At 62.2% G+C, this 16,407-nt stretch carries 16 protein-coding genes, 1 tRNA gene and 1 pseudogene; 13 read left to right on the plus strand and 5 right to left on the minus strand.

Features of this window, described 5'->3' with window-relative positions; translation table 11 throughout:
* Positions 1-68 precede the first annotated feature (68 nt).
* From AB4Z44_RS03100 to AB4Z44_RS03120, 5 genes are all read left to right on the plus strand, one after another.
* Positions 69-1,412 carry an erythromycin esterase family protein gene (locus tag AB4Z44_RS03100; RefSeq protein WP_404712620.1) on the plus strand — a complete coding sequence of 448 codons (1,344 nt, stop codon included), beginning with the start codon at positions 69-71 and terminating at the stop codon, positions 1,410-1,412.
* A gap of 1 nt (position 1,413) precedes the next feature.
* Positions 1,414-2,097, plus strand: a complete 684-nt coding sequence (locus tag AB4Z44_RS03105) for a dienelactone hydrolase family protein (RefSeq protein ID WP_404712621.1) — start codon at positions 1,414-1,416, stop codon at positions 2,095-2,097.
* Positions 2,066-2,758 carry a phosphoribosyltransferase gene (locus AB4Z44_RS03110; RefSeq protein ID WP_404712622.1) on the plus strand — a complete coding sequence of 231 codons (693 nt, stop codon included), beginning with the start codon at positions 2,066-2,068 and terminating at the stop codon, positions 2,756-2,758. The genes AB4Z44_RS03105 and AB4Z44_RS03110 overlap by 32 nt, the downstream gene beginning before the upstream one ends.
* A gap of 120 nt (positions 2,759-2,878) precedes the next feature.
* Positions 2,879-3,343: a BLUF domain-containing protein gene (locus AB4Z44_RS03115; RefSeq protein WP_404712623.1), complete on the plus strand. Its 465-nt coding sequence runs from the start codon at positions 2,879-2,881 to the stop codon at positions 3,341-3,343.
* 148 nt (positions 3,344-3,491) lie between these two features.
* Positions 3,492-3,998: a flavodoxin family protein gene (locus tag AB4Z44_RS03120; protein ID WP_404712624.1), complete on the plus strand. Its 507-nt coding sequence runs from the start codon at positions 3,492-3,494 to the stop codon at positions 3,996-3,998.
* A gap of 301 nt (positions 3,999-4,299) precedes the next feature.
* Here AB4Z44_RS03120 and AB4Z44_RS03125 read toward each other — a convergent pair whose 3' ends face one another.
* Positions 4,300-4,947: a hypothetical protein gene (locus AB4Z44_RS03125; RefSeq protein ID WP_404712625.1), complete on the minus strand. Its 648-nt coding sequence runs from the start codon at positions 4,945-4,947 to the stop codon at positions 4,300-4,302.
* A gap of 394 nt (positions 4,948-5,341) precedes the next feature.
* Here AB4Z44_RS03125 and AB4Z44_RS03130 point away from each other — a divergent pair, with 394 nt between their 5' ends.
* Positions 5,342-5,917, plus strand: a complete 576-nt coding sequence (locus AB4Z44_RS03130) for a GNAT family N-acetyltransferase (RefSeq protein ID WP_404712626.1) — start codon at positions 5,342-5,344, stop codon at positions 5,915-5,917.
* A gap of 671 nt (positions 5,918-6,588) precedes the next feature.
* On the plus strand, positions 6,589-7,128 hold the full coding sequence (locus tag AB4Z44_RS03135; RefSeq protein ID WP_404712627.1) for a response regulator transcription factor: 540 nt from the start codon (positions 6,589-6,591) through the stop codon (positions 7,126-7,128).
* A gap of 89 nt (positions 7,129-7,217) precedes the next feature.
* Here the strand turns inward: AB4Z44_RS03135 and AB4Z44_RS03140 are convergent, their stop codons facing one another.
* Positions 7,218-7,892: a Crp/Fnr family transcriptional regulator gene (locus AB4Z44_RS03140; RefSeq protein ID WP_404712628.1), complete on the minus strand. Its 675-nt coding sequence runs from the start codon at positions 7,890-7,892 to the stop codon at positions 7,218-7,220.
* A gap of 238 nt (positions 7,893-8,130) precedes the next feature.
* On the opposite strand from AB4Z44_RS03140, the gene AB4Z44_RS03145 reads away from it, so the two are divergent.
* Entirely contained in the window at positions 8,131-9,537 is a 1,407-nt protein-coding gene (locus AB4Z44_RS03145) for a class I SAM-dependent methyltransferase (RefSeq protein WP_404712629.1), read from the plus strand.
* Between the two features lie 481 nt (positions 9,538-10,018).
* On the opposite strand, the gene AB4Z44_RS03150 is transcribed toward AB4Z44_RS03145, so the two are convergent.
* On the minus strand, positions 10,019-10,828 hold the full coding sequence (locus tag AB4Z44_RS03150; protein ID WP_404712630.1) for a universal stress protein: 810 nt from the start codon (positions 10,826-10,828) through the stop codon (positions 10,019-10,021).
* 714 nt (positions 10,829-11,542) lie between these two features.
* On the opposite strand from AB4Z44_RS03150, the gene AB4Z44_RS03155 reads away from it, so the two are divergent.
* The 4 genes and pseudogenes from AB4Z44_RS03155 to AB4Z44_RS03170 all read left to right on the plus strand — a co-directional run.
* On the plus strand, positions 11,543-11,869 hold the full coding sequence (locus AB4Z44_RS03155) for a hypothetical protein (RefSeq protein ID WP_404714336.1): 327 nt from the start codon (positions 11,543-11,545) through the stop codon (positions 11,867-11,869).
* A 987-nt stretch (positions 11,870-12,856) separates the two neighbouring features.
* Complete coding sequence (locus AB4Z44_RS03160; protein ID WP_404712631.1) at positions 12,857-13,201, plus strand: c-type cytochrome; 345 nt, start codon at positions 12,857-12,859, stop codon at positions 13,199-13,201.
* Between the two features lie 189 nt (positions 13,202-13,390).
* On the plus strand, positions 13,391-13,765 hold the full coding sequence (locus AB4Z44_RS03165) for a phasin family protein (RefSeq protein WP_404712632.1): 375 nt from the start codon (positions 13,391-13,393) through the stop codon (positions 13,763-13,765).
* A gap of 125 nt (positions 13,766-13,890) precedes the next feature.
* Positions 13,891-14,259: pseudogene (locus AB4Z44_RS03170) on the plus strand (phosphate acyltransferase); the annotation flags it as partial.
* 102 nt (positions 14,260-14,361) lie between these two features.
* On the opposite strand, the gene AB4Z44_RS03175 reads toward AB4Z44_RS03170, so the two are convergent.
* Positions 14,362-14,438: transfer RNA gene (locus tag AB4Z44_RS03175), tRNA-Arg, on the minus strand.
* Positions 14,439-14,518: 80 nt separating this feature from the next.
* On the opposite strand from AB4Z44_RS03175, the gene AB4Z44_RS03180 reads away from it, so the two are divergent.
* Positions 14,519-15,268: a queuosine precursor transporter gene (locus AB4Z44_RS03180; protein WP_404712633.1), complete on the plus strand. Its 750-nt coding sequence runs from the start codon at positions 14,519-14,521 to the stop codon at positions 15,266-15,268.
* Positions 15,269-15,275: 7 nt separating this feature from the next.
* Here AB4Z44_RS03180 and AB4Z44_RS03185 read toward each other — a convergent pair whose 3' ends face one another.
* The gene (locus AB4Z44_RS03185; RefSeq protein ID WP_404712634.1) at positions 15,276-16,274 is read right to left on the minus strand and encodes a ligase-associated DNA damage response exonuclease; all 999 of its coding nucleotides are present in this window, start codon (positions 16,272-16,274) and stop codon (positions 15,276-15,278) included.
* Positions 16,275-16,407: the final 133 nt, after the last annotated feature.

Here is a 16,407-nt window from a genome sequence, read left to right on the forward strand (position 1 = left end):
CGCGATGCAGGCGTTCAGATCCGGATGCGTTCCCGAACAGCGAGTTCGGGTTGAGGACGGAGGATGGTGTGGCCCAATTCGCCTTGAAAGATGCGCAAGCGCCGGACCTTTCCGATCCGCTGGTCGCGGCGCTTCGGCGATTTGCAGAGCCGTTGCCCGATCCGAGCGAGTGGGACGCCTTCGCCGCGCCGTTCGATCGTTTCGCCGATGCCCGCGTGGTGCTGCTGGGCGAAGCTACACATGGCACATCCGAATTTTATCGCGCCCGCGCCGCCATCACGCGCCGGCTGATCGAGCGGCATGGTTTCTCGATCGTCGCGGTCGAGGCGGACTGGCCCGACGCTGCGCGCATCGACGATTATGTCCGCCACCAGGCGCCGCGGCCACGGCTGGGCGATCCGTTCGTCCGCTTTCCGACCTGGATGTGGCGCAACGCCGAAGTGCTGGCATTCGCCGACTGGCTGCGTGGTTACAATGCCGCTTTGCCCGAGACCGATCGCGCATCCTTCCATGGCCTCGACGTGTACAGCCTGGGCGAATCGATCCATGCGGTTCTCGCCTATCTCAGGCGCGTTGCGCCCGAACGGGTGTCGGCTGCGCGAGCCCGCTATGCGTGCCTCGCACCTTGGCAGGAAGATCCCGCGCGCTACGGCCGCGAGGTGCTCCATGGCCTCGATACGTGCGAGAGCGGTGCCATCGCGCAGCTGCGCGAACTGCTCGACCGGCGCGTGGAATTGATACGCGCGTCCGACGGCGAGGGATGGTTCGATGCCGTTCAGAACGCGCGGATCGTGCGTGCCGCCGAGCGATATTACCGAGCGATGTATCGGGGCGCTGCCGAGAGTTGGAATTTGCGCGACCGCCACATGTTCGCCACCCTGCAGGCCCTGCTCGCGCACCGGGGCGACGGTGCCAAGGCGGTGGTGTGGGCGCACAACAGCCATGTCGGCAACGCCGCTGCGACCGCGATGGGATGGCGTGGCGAGTTCAACATCGGCGAGCTGTGCCGGATGGCGCATGGTGACGACGTCGTGGCGATCGGTTTTGGAACCGATACCGGCACCGTCGCCGCGGCAACCGACTGGGACGGGCTGATGGAGGTCAAGACGGTGCGCCCAGCGCGTAACGACAGCTACGAGCACGCCTTCAGCCGGACCGGGCTCGCCCGTACGTTGACGGAGTGGCGAGCAAAGGACCATGCGCTGCTCGCGGACCTGCTGCGCGGACCTCTGCTCGAACGTGCGATCGGGGTGATCTATCGCCCGGAAACCGAGCTCACGAGCCACTATTTCCAGGCCGTGCTGGCCGAGCAATTCGACGCATGGGTCTGGTTCGCGGTGACGACGGCAGTGACACCCCTCGGACCGGAACGTCCGCAGGGCGCTCCTGAGACCTATCCGTTCGGGCTGTAAGATGGTGAATAGCTCCAACAGGCGCCCAGTCACCGCCGTCTCGCCAAACGGCCTCGCCGCGCTCCTGGCAGTCCCCGTGCAGCCGAGTGGCATCGTGGTCTTTGCGCATGGCAGCGGGAGTGGTCGGCTCAGCCCGCGCAACAACGAGGTCGCCGATCGCCTGCATGAGGCGGGCATCGCGACGTTGCTGCTCGACCTGCTCATGGCTGACGAGGAGGAGGAGCGCGCCAATGTCTTCGATATTCCGCTTCTCGCCTCGCGTCTTGCCGGCGCCGTCGACTGGCTGACCGGATTGCCTGCGGTCAAGCATCTCCCAATCGGCTATTTCGGCGCGAGCACAGGCGCCGGTGCGGCTTTGCTGGCCGCTTCCGGCCCCGACCGTCGCATCCGCGCGATCGTCTCGCGTGGCGGGCGCCCCGACCTGGCAGGCGCGCGGGCGCTCGCGCGCGTCGAGGCGCCGACGCTGCTGATCGTCGGTGGTCGCGACACTCCGGTGATCGCGCTGAACAGGGCCGCGATGCGTCATCTGCATTGCCCAACCAAGCTGATCATCGTTCCGGGTGCGCATCATCTGTTCGAGGAACCGGGCGCGCTCGATGCAGTGATCGGTCATGCGACGCGCTGGTTCTCCAGCCATTTCGAGGAGGCATGCGATGCCATCGTCGATCAAGCCACTCTTCGCTGATAGGCGCAGCGCTGGCAAGTCGCTGGCGGCTGCGCTCCAGCGGTTCCGTTCCGACCGTCCGTGCGTGCTCGCGCTGCCGCGTGGCGGCGTTCCGGTCGCTTACGAGGTGGCGCACGCGCTTCAGGCCGAGCTCGACCTGCTGATCGTGCGTAAGATCGGCGCGCCCGGGCAGGAGGAGTTTGGTATTGGCGCGGTAGTCGACGGCGCCGATCCGCAGTTGGTGCTCGACGACGAGGCGGTACGCCAACTCGGGGTCTCGCCGGACTATATCCGCGTGGAGGCACAGCGCCAGTTGGCAGAGATCGAGCGCCGCCGCTCGGTGTATCTTGGTAGCCGCGCGCCTGTGCCGATCGCCGGGCGAACGGTGATCCTGGTCGATGACGGTATTGCCACCGGAAGCTCCATGCTCGCGGCGCTGCGCGGCGTTCAGAAGGCAGGTGCAGCCAGGATCGTGCTCGCGGTGCCGGTGGCGTCATCCGACGCCCTGCTGGCATTGCGAAGCGCCTGCGACGAAATCGTCTGCCTTGCCCAACCCGATCCCTTTTACGCGGTTGGCCTGTACTATATCGATTTTCGTCAAACGACCGATGCCGAGGTGGTGTCGTTGCTCGCCGAAGCGTCCCGTAAGCGCTCGGAGGCGCCACTTCGCGCGCAAGCATAGCCTTGCTGTCGGAGAAGTCTCGCGAATGCATCCTTTGCGATGCAGCGCGATCAATAGAATCACAGCTACTTACGTAGCGTTACGAATATTTTCGGTGCAGCGCGCGCGATAGATTTGCGAATGGTCGACGCCGTGTTGTATGTTAGTCGCAGTACGATCCCGGAAGCGGGAGCTGTCGAGCAATTTATGGACATAAAATTTACTTCACTCGCGCGGAACTCGGCACTCGACCTTACGGGATTCCTGATTGCCACGCCGGTTTATTTCGCGCAATTTTTGCAAGGAAAGGGATCATCGCTCGGCTGCGTCATGCAGAGCATTCGGCGGGACGAGCGCCACACCGAAATTGATGAGGCGCCTCTTCTCCATTTTGACGAGTTGCTTTTCCCGCGATGGCAAACAGGCTGGTTCGGCCCGGGCAGTTTTACCCATAATTACGTCGAGCGGTTGTTGGGTGAGTGTCATGGGCATTTGGCGGAACAAGGCGCCGCCGCGCTGCTTCGCTCGATGAAAACCATACTTCCCGCCGGAACATCGCGGCCATTCTGTAGGCACTCCTTCGCAAAACTCTGTAAATTTGTTTAAACGGGCACCGATGACGGCTGGGTTCCAGGCCTCGCGCTTGGGGCATGGCGTCACACGAGCCGTCTGTACTGGAGATTACGGATATTCACGGATCCAGCGCCCCATAGTTTTCCGCCATGTTCGCGTGGAAGGGGATTCGAGGATCGATATGGCACGAATTCTGGTCGTCTATTATTCGCGGACCGGGCGAACCCATGACGTCGCGCTGACCATCGCGCGTGGGTGTGGCGCCGATACGGAGCGCATTTACGACGCACGCCCGCGCGGAGGGTTGAGAGGCTGGATTCGCTCGGCCTGGGAGGCGGTGCTGCAAAGGCCGGCTGGAATCCTCGCGACCAACCGCAATCCAGCGGACTACGATCTCGTCATACTAGGCTCGCCCGTTTGGGTGGGGCACCTGTCATCGCCGATGCGACGCTACCTTAACACCCATTGTGCGGATATCGCTCGCGCCGCGCTGTTCGTTACCGAAGGGGGCCGTGGTGGTTCCGGGGCGCTCGCCGAGATGGCGGACTATTGCGAAGGGTCACCGCTCGCGACGGTCGAGCTCAGGGACGAAGATCTCGGCAGCTCGGTGTCCCGCAGACTCGACGCCTTTGTCGAGCGGATCCGTAAAGCGGTCTCTGTCAGTCAAACAAAAGAGCAGTATTTGTAAAATGGGCAGCGGCAATTGATCTATTCTACGCTTGGAGGTGGGAGTCTCGTTGTATTTGGGTTGTCTCGCGCAGCTAAGTTATATGAAATACTTAAGTAATGTCAGTGATATAAATCGCCTGAAAACGGCGTAACTTGTATTGCCTGGCTCATGGCCGCCATGCCCCAAGAAGCCATGTTTCAGTGTCTTGCCGCTATGGGGATTGGGATAAGCGTCGCAATTATAAGGCGTCGGCACTGCGGGTCGCGAGAAGCTTCCGGAGAGATGCCATGGCGCATTGGTCTATAATATGACGCTGACCTTATCCACTGCCGGGCGAGGCGACAGCCACGATCCGCGCGGGAATGTCGATCAGGGTGGCAAACGCCGCGGGCCAGAGAATGACGGTCGACGCGAAGCCGGCGAGAAGGAACATGGTCGCAAAAGCGAGGCCGTAGAGCCAGCGCCTCCCCCGCGCTTGATCGCTGCCCTGCCGCGCATCGATATGAACCGGCGCCGGGCTGGGCGCGGCAACCTCCAAATCGCCCAATTCCGTCGCATCGACGGCAGAGGCCCGCTCCGCCGGCCCGTCACGATCGGCCGGCTCGTCGGCTGGCGCGACGGCGGCCGGTCTGCCGATGCTGCGCGCGTCGCCACCCGCGAGCCCATGTTTCTCGGTCGCGATCGCGGACTTCTGGTGCCTGATGAAGGCGGACAAGGGGCCGTTGCCCGAAGCGACACCTGCCGGGGCCGCCGCCAATCCCTCGATCTCCGCGTCGAGATCGAGCAAGTCGTCGAGCGCCTGCATCGCAACGTGCCGGTTCGATTTGTGAAGGGCGAGTTGAAACCGGAGCATCGTCAGCTGGCTGGCCCGCGCCAGATCCATGCGGGTGCGCAGCGCCTGCAGGCTGTCGATCGGGGGCTCCATCGCTTCGGCGGCGGTCGACGCAGTGCTGCTTGGTGGGTTCACGAATGCCGTCCTCGATGAGATCACCCGGCAGATAGATTCCGCGCCGCTGCAAATGGAAACCGCAATCCGATCATCCGGTTGAGGATCGCGCCATGTCGCGTCCCGGCGCTATCCGGCGAGATTGCCTCATGATTTTGCGCATCGAGCGAAGAAGAGGAATGAGCAACGATTGCGCACCGGCAGCACGCACGATCGCTTCCTCTGGAAATCGGGTGCGGGCGATGATAGCGACGTGATCGTGACCAACTTTTGGGCCTCGCTCCGAAACCAAGAATCCGCTCCCATCCGGGGCGGCGAAGGTTTGCGTGCGTAGCCACTGATCCTTCCCGACCCCGCCGCTTTCGGCAGGGTCGTCACGTCTCCGAGAGCGGCAATTTCCGACCGGAGACCGTCCATGATCGATGGGAAATTCGCGCTGGCACAGCCGACATTGACCATGCTGCCGAGTTATATTGCTGCACTCTCCACGGGCTACTCGCCCGACAATATCCGCGGGCGTGTCGCCGCCGAAGAGCAGCTTGCGCGGATCGCGGCCGATGCGGCGGGCTTCGTCGCGCAGATGCAGGATCCTGAAGGGAGCGGCCCGCCGGTGCGACTGCTCGACGGGACCATGGTCCCTCGGTTGCCCGGCCTGGTCCGCTGGATGTGGGACGGCGAATTCGCCGGATCGATCGGGCTTCGCTGGCAGCCGGGGAGCAGCGAGCTCCCGCCGTATGTGCTCGGCCATATCGGCTATTCGGTGGTGCCGTGGCGGCGCCGTCGCGGCTATGCTTCACGCGCTTTGGGTTTGCTGCTCCCGATGGCGCGGACGATCGGCCTGCGCCACGTCTATCTGACTGCCGCGCCGGCGAACGCTGCGTCGCAAAAGATCATTCTCGCCAATGGCGGGGAGCTGATCGATCGTATTACCAAGCCGGCGTCGCTGGGCGGTGGGGAGAGCCTGCGGTTCCGCATCCCGCTCTCCGACTGACCGGCCACGCGGCAGGACAGGAAGGGCACGGACTCGTCCGGCGCGAACGTTACACACGTCGGGACATGCGTAACCGCTGTAATGGCCAACAAACCCTGCGTGTCGGCGCGCCTCCGAAAGGGGGAGCAGGGCAGCCCTGCTTGTCATCCTCCGCTGCTGTTACGAAAGGGCCGAGACCGTCCGGCGGAAGCAGCCCAGCGAAATCGCGAAAAGCATTTTATCGGTTGAGAGTGCACCGGCCGTTTCGCTGGGCCGCTCGGTGGCCCTATCGGAAATGGGCAGCTATTTGGCCTCGATCCAATTCACGGCAACCGTGACTCGCGGGCCTGACCGCATCGTTTCAGCGCTCGCTCTCGTCTTTTGAAGCCCGAGCTTCGAAAATCTCCGCGAGCTCGATATGTCGCTCCCGGAGGTCCTCGTTCAGAGATGCTGCGGCCTTTGCTCGCTCCTGGGCAGCACGAACGCGATTGAACGTGACTTCTGGTTCGCACGGCTGTTTTTCCGTCATGTTGGTACCTTCCTGGGCGGCGCTCTTGGTTTTCGGGAATTCGTGGCTGCGATGTCCGCAATATGTACGATAACGTACATTTCAGGAAAGCGGGCGGCCTCGATATAAGTATATCTACGAGGCGCTTGGCCTGACACACTTTACCTTTTAGAATGACGATGCCTTGAGTGAGACCGTCGGGTACTCCGGCGCCCCGAGCGTGGAGGCGATGATGCATCCAGGCATAGTCCATGTGGTTGACGACGAGCCTGCAATCCGTCGCTCGATTGGCTTCATGCTAAAGGCGGCGGGGCTTCATCCGGTTCCATGGGAGTCGGGTGATGATCTGCTTGAGCATATCGACGACCTAGAACGGGGCTGCATCCTTCTCGACATGCGCATGCCGGGGGCAGACGGGCTCGAGGTGCAGCGCCGGCTTGCCGCCCGAGGCTGCAGTCTGCCGGTGATCATCATGACCGGCCACGCCGAGGCGCACCTCACTACCCGGGCAATGAGGGCTGGTGCGATCGATTTCCTGAACAAGCCCTTCGAACGCGCGGTGCTAGTCGCGCTATGTGAAGAGGCCGAGCCTAGCTTCGTTGCCGCAAAGCTTAGCCTATCTCAAAGCAGGATCAATCTACTCCGTGCCCATGCGGTTAGCAAACTGGAGGCGCCGGATTTAGACGGTGCGTTAAAGATAATGATCGCTGCAGGATTATGTTGATAAACTATTTATGTCGAAACCGAACATGATTAGCTGACGCTTGACATCTGATGTCCTGCCAATTCGAAGATCGCTGTTCCAACAGAGGCTTAAATCGGAGTGTAGCCGCCGGGAACGAGGCGCGTGAGCGCTTCTCTGTCGGTTATGACGATGACCCCCCTGCGGACCGTCAATGCGCCCAAGCGCACTAGCGACTGGATAGTCGTGGTCACGCCAGCGCGGCGCACGTTGAGCATGATCGACAAAAGGTCGTGCGTTAGCGCGATTTCGTCGCGTCCAACCCGATCGCTGCATATCAGAAGCCAGCGGGCCAATCGCTGCTCGACGGTGTAAGTGGCATTTGCGAGCGCGGTATTCGATACCTGGGTTAGCAGGCTATAGGCGTAACCGTTAAAAACGCGGCGCGCGTCTGCGCTGGCGTTTAGAAGCCCTTTTAGCGCATCCGCGGGGACGCGGTGCGCGTAGCCGGAAACCTGGATCACGCAATAGTTCGTGCTCGCGCCGATACCGAGCACGGTCGCCACGTCCACGACGCCGTCTCGCCCGACCACGCCGGCCTCGGCTTCATGGTCATCGGAGGACGTGGCCACGATTGAGGCAATGCCCTCCTCGGGGAACCAGCAGTGCTCGATCACCTGGTTGGGAAGAACCAACTCGCACCGACGCGGCAACTCGACCCTGGTCAGGCTAACCGCCAGAGTTGCAAAATCGGAGGCGCTCAAGGCCCGCAGGAGAAGATTGCTAAGCGAAGATTGAATGATCAACCAAGGGGTGCCCCATGACAACGGGGCGAGAGAACGATTTCTCCCAGCCGGCTGCGCCCACAAAACGGCAGCCAGTCACCACCACATGGGTGTCACAGACCTAGATTGCAAAGCGGCCCGTGTCGGTGCGGTGGCGTACAAATTGGCGGCCGCGCATTCCGTTATCGCGCTATCCGAAAGATGGATTCGGGGACCCTGCTGGCAGTCTCGTGGCATAGGCGGTCGCGCCGCCACGGCATTGTACGCGCAGTCCTCAGTGAGTTTACGTAGAGACGCACCATCTGACCGCGGCATACCCCCCGGGAAACATCTCAATAGCCGTGGGGTCCGGCCGCGCTGCGCATTTTGGAGGGTCGCGATGATTGGCAAGGATCGGTCCCGGGCAAGTCTTCCGCTTCTCGACAAGCTGCTCCCGGATCTCATCCAAGGCGGCACATTGACGATCATCGACGCGCGCGGGAGACAAAGTCGGTTCGGCCCAGGCGGAGCGGGGCCCCGCGTCGCGATCCGGTTGCATGATCGCCTGCTGCCGCTCCGCCTTGCGCTGGACCCAATGCTCGCCACCGGCGAGGCCTATATGGACGGCCGCCTCACCGTCGAACAGGGCAATGTCCGCGACTTCCTGCTCGTGGCGACGACCGGACTTGAAGCGATGCACAGCGTGCGGTCGAACTGGCTGCTGCCGAAGTTGCTTCGCTTGGGCGACAAGCTGACGCCGGCAAACAATCGACACCGCGCGCGGCGTAATGTCGAACATCATTACGACCTTCCAACCGAACTCTACGATCTCTTCCTCGACAAGGACCGCCTTTATTCCTGCGCCTATTTTCGGACAGGCCAGGAAAGCCTGGAAGATGCCCAGCAGGCGAAGATGAGACACATCATGGCGAAGCTCCTGCTGGCGCCGGGGTGCCGCGTGCTCGACATCGGCAGCGGCTGGGGCGCTCTCGCAACAACCATCGCCGAGGAGAGCGGCGCATCGGTGACGGGCCTGACCCTTTCCAAAGAGCAATTGGCCGCCGCGAACACCCGTGCCACGCGCCATAACGTCGCTGACAAGGTACGGTTCGCGCTACGCGACTATCGCGATGAGCCGGAACGCTACGACCGGATCGTTTCGGTGGGCATGCTGGAGCATGTCGGCCAGCATAATCTGGACACGTATTTCGCCAAGATTGCGGCCTTGCTCGAGGAAGAGGGCGTCGCTCTCATCCATTCAATCGGCTCCGGGATCGGCCTGTCGGATCCTCGCGCCAGCAAGGACCGCTGGATGGACCGCTATATCTTCCCCGGCGGATATATTCCGGCGCTGTCCCAGGTCATGCCCGCGGCCGAGCGCGCCGGGCTGTGGATCACGGATGTCGAGATCCTGCGGCTTCATTATGCCGAAACCCTGCGCGCCTGGTGGGAGCGCTTCCAGGCGCATCGCGCGCAAGCGTGCGAATTGATGGGCGAGCGGTTCTGCCGGATGTGGGAATTCTATCTCGCATCCGCCGAGTGCGGCTTTCGCAATGGGCGCCTAATGGTCTTCCAACTCCAGCTCAGCCGCAGTCGCGAGGCCGTTCCGCTCACGCGCGACTATATCGCCGAAGCCGAACGGCGCCTTGCGAGGCTGGCCCAGCGGCAACATGCGAGCGCGGCTTGACCCGGGGGAATGCGTGGGTTGCCAGCGCAAGACGTCACGCCTTGCAGAGTGCATGATAGATATGGTCAGCCCTTTGTTGGTTCGCTGCATCCGGGGTGGCGAGCCGGCCTCGACACCGGAACGTGCGGCCTTCGAAAAGCGTGTCCGTGGCGAACTGGGGCGCTCCCTCGAAACCCTGTCCCGTTCGTTTGGACACGCGTCGGCTGAGTTGATCCGGGGCCTGATAGAAGCAGCACTATATGGTGATCGCGACGAGATCGCCGGGGGTTAGTGGCGGGGCATACGAACCCCGCCAGCATTATTCTGCACGCGTGGAGATGGCGCGCGCAACCGGGAACGACCCCCCGATTGCGGATCGCCACAGTCGTTCCGAATATCGCTAAACTCTTGGTGCCACCGACTTGGCCGCCGGTCGCCGCTTGGAAGCGGGCCGCTCCAAGGTGGGCATCGTTACATAGTTCGTACGATGCCGGCATTCGTGTCAGCGTTTATGGACCAGGAGGATTGGTATCCGGCTCTTTTCGAGCATCGTCCGGGTAACCCCGCCAAAGATCGTCTCGATAGTTCGTGAATGGCCGTACCCGCCCATCACCGCATAGTCGTATCGCCCAAGTTCGGCCTCGACGCAAAGCATCCGGCCAGGCCGCTCGATCCCAACCGGAAGCTGCTTGATCTGCGGTTCAATGTCGTGCCGGGATAGATAGCACGCAGCCTCCTCCAGCGGCACCTTCAGCGACTTGTCGTTCGCATAGACGAGCGTGACGGAACTCGCATGTTGGAGGATTGGGATGCTTGCCTGCAGGGCGGCCGCTGCGTCCGCCGAGCCGTCCCAGGCGATCATCGCCTTTCCCTGCGGCCTGAAGCTGAGCACATTCGGCGGCATCATCAGGACCGGCTTGCCGAGTTCCACAAGGAGATCGCCGACGACCTCCTTCATCCAGGGAAATATTTCCCCTTCGGCATCGGCGCTAAGAACGATCAGATCGGCCAAGCCGGCATGATCTTTGATGGTTTCGCGGACGAAGCCGACATGATCGATCCAGTCGAATGGAACGCCCTCAGATTCAAGACGTGCCAACATGCGAGCCTTGTTCGTCGCTTCCCGGGTCCGCTCCTCCGCGAGCATGACCCCGCCATCGACCAGGGCAACGGCATCACCGATGAGTTCTGGCACCATGGCGACGTCGACGCATGTGAGATGTCCCCCGAGTTGACGCGTAACGTCGAGCGCGCCCTGGTAGCGGGCCTCCTGACCGGCATCATCGTGGACAAGCAAAAGCACATTCTTCATGATTCCGCCTCCGACAGAGTGATCAAAACCGATAAAAGTGCACCTTTTGCCTAGATATTCGTGAAGTTACGTAGCGAAATTCTGGTCATGGCCGGGGAGGTCCGCTACCGCCGGCTTGCCTCAGGTATGGCGACGTCTCACGCCGATCCCGATGTCACCGCCGATTAACTTCGATACGCCGAGTTCTGCTGACGTGGCGGAGTGCCAATTCAGTCGCGTCGTCCCGACACGGGTAAGGTTCCATCGTATGGAATGCGCCGTGCCAGGCTTCATGAGACGCGGGTTCGCCAGTGATGTTCATGTCGAGCTTCGGGCGACGCAACCAATACGTAGACTTCCTGCCCCGCGGCACCCCCTTCGTAACATTACGCATAGGCGGCCTTGGTCGATGTGCGCATCCTCGCGGCAAAGGAGCGTGGCATGCACACGTTTTTTCGTGCAGTGGCGGCGACTGGTAGAAGTGACGCCGCGCGATTGTCCACCCGCGTCCATCGCGGGATCGCCGTTCATGCGGAACTGAGAAACCGCCAATACCCTCGCATATGAGGAGCATTTATCATGCCACGATCGATGTTGGTTCGGCCGGCGATAGTTCTTGCGGCATCCTTGCTGGCGGCGGCTTGCACTACGACGGGGACAGGCGTGGGGTATTCCCGCAGCGGCGCAATTAGAGCGACTTTCACCTGGTCATCCGAGGATGGCGTCCATGGCGTGATGACGGCATCCCTGTCCAATGGCGAAACCTATCAGGGGCCCTATTTCCAGATTACGCGCGAAACGCATGCCGATACGCTGTCACCGCTCTGGTTTGGATGGGAGGGGCGCGGCCGTTGGCGCGGTTGGTCCGGGTGGGGTCCCGACGAAATAACGTCGACGACCTATTCCCCGCGCGTGTTTGCCAATCTGCAGAAGCCGTCGGGCGAGCATATGCGCTGTCGGTTCACGCTCGCTCGGCCCGGCAGCGGCATGGCGGGGGGCGGACAGGGGCGTTGCCAGTTGGCGGACGGAACCGTCATCGATACGGATTTCCCTCAGCATTGAGGTGAGGCGATATGGTTTGGCTGGTGGGAAAAGCGGGAGTGCTTGCGGTCGCTAGCTGGTTCCCGCGCGGACCGGCGTCAGCACCGACAGGTACGTCCGTGGACTGATGCGGGGAAGGTTCCAGGACGCCGGGACTAAGGTCAACGCCCCGGTGCCCTGAGAGGATATTCGATGAAGGAGACATGCAATGTCGAGGAAAGTCATTGAGGTATTTGCTCTTTCGCTGATTCTGGCCGTGGCACCCGTCGCCACTTTGAATTTTTCGCAGGCGATCGCTCAAACGGCGGCACCAAACGATTACCCGTCATGTTCCAAGAACCAGACCGATCGATGCACGCAGAAGCAGACGGGCCGGCCCCACATGCGCCGCCACTCGAAGCGTCCTGGCCACCGTCGCCATGTCAGGCGATAATTGACGGTCTTCGAAGCGGTTCACGCAACGGCGCTGCTGGCCCGGAGCGTGGGTTTTCCAATATGACGTGGCAGGCACGACCCGCCATGATGCGTAACATTGCCGAATGACTTGAAGCGGCCGTCGGATGTCCTTGAATCCTCCCGTAGAGGTTCAGTTAATTCATCGGTCGCATTGATCAGGATCATACGGCTCGGTCCGGTCAACCGTCCGAGCAGGGCTGAACCGGACCTCGTTCGCACAGGCAGAGGTGACCGATGACGCAATGTCGGAGAGTTATCGCAAACGTCACCAGTCGGCCCGTCTTTACCTGCTCATGGTCGGCTTGCACCGTCGTGGCGTCGATCGAGGAAGATGGCATTTATTATTGCTCCGTCCACGCGTTGGAAAGATTGCATGGGATGGGCGCCTGTCCGGACCGGCCCGTTCGGAGCCACGGCGTGGCGGCACCCCGTGCGGCTACCATGAGCGTCCTTGAGAAGGGCCTCTCGATCGATGGACGGCGACAGGCCGGCTCTCGCGGAATGAATTGAACGCGATCGTGACCGGCCCAAAGCATGAGAAGGGATAACGACATGAAACGGCACTCAATCGCCGCCGGTATCTTCCTGGCCTTGGGGCCGGCTACTGCCGGCGCGCAGGATATGTCCGGGCCGGGCAATATACGTGCGGGCCGGGAGCTTGCGATAGCACAATGTTCCGAATGCCATGTCGTCGTTCCGCGACGCGGCACATCATGGCAAACCGGCCGACCGCCTGATTTCACGCAAATCGCGAATATGCCTGGTATGACGAGAACGGCACTCCTCGCGTTTCAGCACTCACCGCACCCAAAAATGCCCAATCTGATCTTGTCGGATCGCAAGACCGATGACCTCATTGCCTATATCCTGAGCCTGAAAAATCCTGGAGTCCGGTGAGGTCGGCGGCTGACGATGGCACATCGCGGCGCCTCCGCGGCAAACGGAATCGTCGCGGACTTGCCAAGAGCGGCGTCGTTCCAGCGGCGATCATTTCAAGTCTGATCCGCGTATTATCCCGTATAGCGGGCGGGCCCGCACTCGACGCAAACCATGTGCTGTCGTTAGCCCCGAACTGATGGAGCATTTATGACTGACACGATCGAACAAGCGGAAAGTCCGCTAGCAACGCCAGCCGACATGCTTTCCGCTTTCACACGGGCTGCACCTGACCTGGCGAAAATGTCGCTCGTTGGTCCGCACCTTCAGGCGACGGTGTTGAAGGCTGTGATTGGCCAGCAGCGTGAGACGATCGACTTCCTTGCACGGCGCTTCGACGAAGAGCTCAAATTCGCCGATGCGATGAGCCGGGCAAATTCCGCCGGCGATCTTTATGCGGCGTGCGCGGGTTTTTACGCGCGGGCTGCAGCGCAATATGTAGACGAGGCCCGCAAGATCGCCGAACTGACGTCGCGCAACGCGGTCAGCGCTGTCCAGATGCCCCAGCCCGCGGCTGCCGCCTGAGCCGAGCGCGCGCGGTTCGGGCATGAGCCGGTCTCTCTGTGTTCTCCACGGTGCTGCTTTGCGTCGGTGGCGCCAAGGTGCGGTTGCGATCGAATTCCGTGCCAGGCGATTATGTAATGAACGTGCCCGATTACAGACGTCCGATGATCTAACCGACGCAGCGATCAATATCGCGCAATATCGCGGCGATGCGCGAAGACGGACATCATTCGCAACGCCATCGCGCTCGCGCACAGCATCGGCATTGTCTGCCCGCGCGTCGCGATCCTGGCGGCCATCGAGACCGTCGACCCGCGATGGCGTTCCACGCTCGATGCCGCGGCGTTGTGCAAGATGAGATCCTGGGAGGTGTGCTGGACGGTCCGCTCGCGCTCGACAATACGATTAACGCCGATGCGGCCAAGACAAGGGCAATTGTGTAGTCCGTTGCGGGTCAGGCGGATGTTCTGGTCGTTCCCGATCTCAAGGCCGGTAACATGGTTGCCAAGCAACTCACGGGTTCAATTTCGAGAGCCATTTGGAACATTAATAAGACTGGATTTGGGGGGGCGGGCGGCGATACCGCTCACAGGGCATGAAAATCTGCAAATGGGGAGTGGCGCGCCCGGCTGGATTCGAACCAGCGACCACAGGCTTAGAAGGCATGTGCTCTATCCAGCTGAGCTACGGGCGCCCGATGCGGCGATAGCGCAATCTGGTCGTTTCGCGATAGGGCGGATTGCACGGGCCGCGAAGCGCGATAGGGTGCGTGGCATGATCGATACAGGGGACGGGCGGCCGGTTGCGGTCGAAGCGGGGGCGCTGGCGGGGCGCCAGTTCCGCTATTTCGATTTCATGATGGCGGCGTTCGTGACCATCCTGCTGCTGTCCAACATCATCGGTGCGGGCAAAAGATCGGTGATTGATCTGCCGTTTATCGGCCCTTGGCCCTTTGGGGCAGGTATCCTGTTTTTCCCGGTTTCCTACGTGCTCGGCGACGTGCTGACCGAAGTCTATGGCTACGCCTATGCTCGCCGCTGCGTATGGGCCGGGTTCGGCGCGCTGCTGTTCATGGTGTTCATGAGTGTGGTGGTGGTGGCGCTACCCCCTGACGCCGGCTGGACCGGGCAGGCGGCTTATGAGGCGGTGTTCGGCCAGGCGTGGCGGATCGCTCTCGCGTCGATCCTGGCTTTCTGGGCGGGCGAGTTCGCCAACAGCTTCGTGCTCGCGCGCATGAAGATCATGACGCAGGGCAAGCATCTGTGGACCCGCACGATCGGCTCGACGATCGTAGGGGAGGGGGTCGACAGTCTTATCTTCTATCCCGTCGCGTTTCTGTATGCCGAGGGCTGGACCGGCGCGCAGGTGGGACAGGTGTTGCTTACCCAATGGGTCCTCAAGGTGACGTGGGAGGTCGTGCTGACGCCGGTCACCTACGCGGTCGTAGGGTTCTTGAAGCGGCGCGAGGGTGTCGACGTCTATGACACCGGGACGAATTTCTCGCCGTTCAGGACGCGGGTCTAGCGCCCCCTCAATCGTCCTCGTCGTCATAATGCGCGAGCGCCAGCGCGCGCGCCTTGATCTGGCGGGTCATGCACCAGTGGACGAGGGCTTCCTCGCGCCCGTGGGTGACCCAGACTTCGCCCGGCGCAAGTTCCGCGATTGTCTCGGTCAATTCATCCCAGTCGGCATGGTCCGATACCACCAGCGGCAGTTCGACATTGCGCTGCCGTGCGCGCTGGCGGACGCGCATCCAGCCGCTCGCCATCGCGGTGATCGGATCGGGCAGGCGGCGCGACCAGCGATCGTTGAGAGCGCCTGGCGGGGCGAGGACGATGCTGCCCTTCATCTCGGCTGCCTTGATGCCGGTCGCGGGGCGGAGCTCGCCGAGTTCGACGCCCCAATCTCGGTAGAGATCGCATAATCTCTGAAGCGCGCCGTGGATGTAGATGGGATCATGGTGCCCGCGTCCGCGCATCTCCATGATCAGCCGCTGCGCCTTGCCGAGCGCATAGGCGCCAACCAGCACGCAGCGATCGGGATTGGCGTGGAGCGCTGCCAGTAGCCGATCGATCTCCGATCCGGTGTCGGGGTGGCGGAAGACGGGCAGGCCGAAGGTCGCCTCGGTGATAAAGATATCGCACGGCACCGGCTCGAAGGGCAGGCAGGTCGGATCGGGGCGGCGCTTGTAATCGCCCGACACGATGATGCGCTCGCCTTTATGCTCGAGCAGGATCTGCGCCGATCCCAACACGTGGCCTGCCGGCACGAAGGTGACATCGACATCGCCGACGCGCAGGCTTTCGCCATAGGCGACCGGCTGCCCGTGCTGCGGGCCGTAGCGGCATTCCATGATGGCGAGCGTCTCAGGCGTTGCCAGTACCGCGCCGTGCCCGCCGCGGGCGTGATCGGCATGGCCGTGGGTGACGAGTGCGCGCGGGACCGGCTGCGACGGGTCGACCCACGCGTCTGCTGCGGGCAGGTAGAGACCATGCGGGTGGGGTTCGATCCAGGCGCCGGGGCGAGGCATGATGACAATATGATCGCATCGGGCCGGGGTTCCAGTGCCACATGCGGAAACCTGCGCCTTCTGCCTTGTTTTGATCTAGGCGATGATCAGGAGTGACCAAATTCTGTGAGAGCGGGTGAGCCTTTTCCAAATC

It is taken from the genome of Sphingomonas sp. MMS24-J13 (assembly GCF_044905095.1).
Taxonomy (GTDB): domain Bacteria; phylum Pseudomonadota; class Alphaproteobacteria; order Sphingomonadales; family Sphingomonadaceae; genus Sphingomonas_I.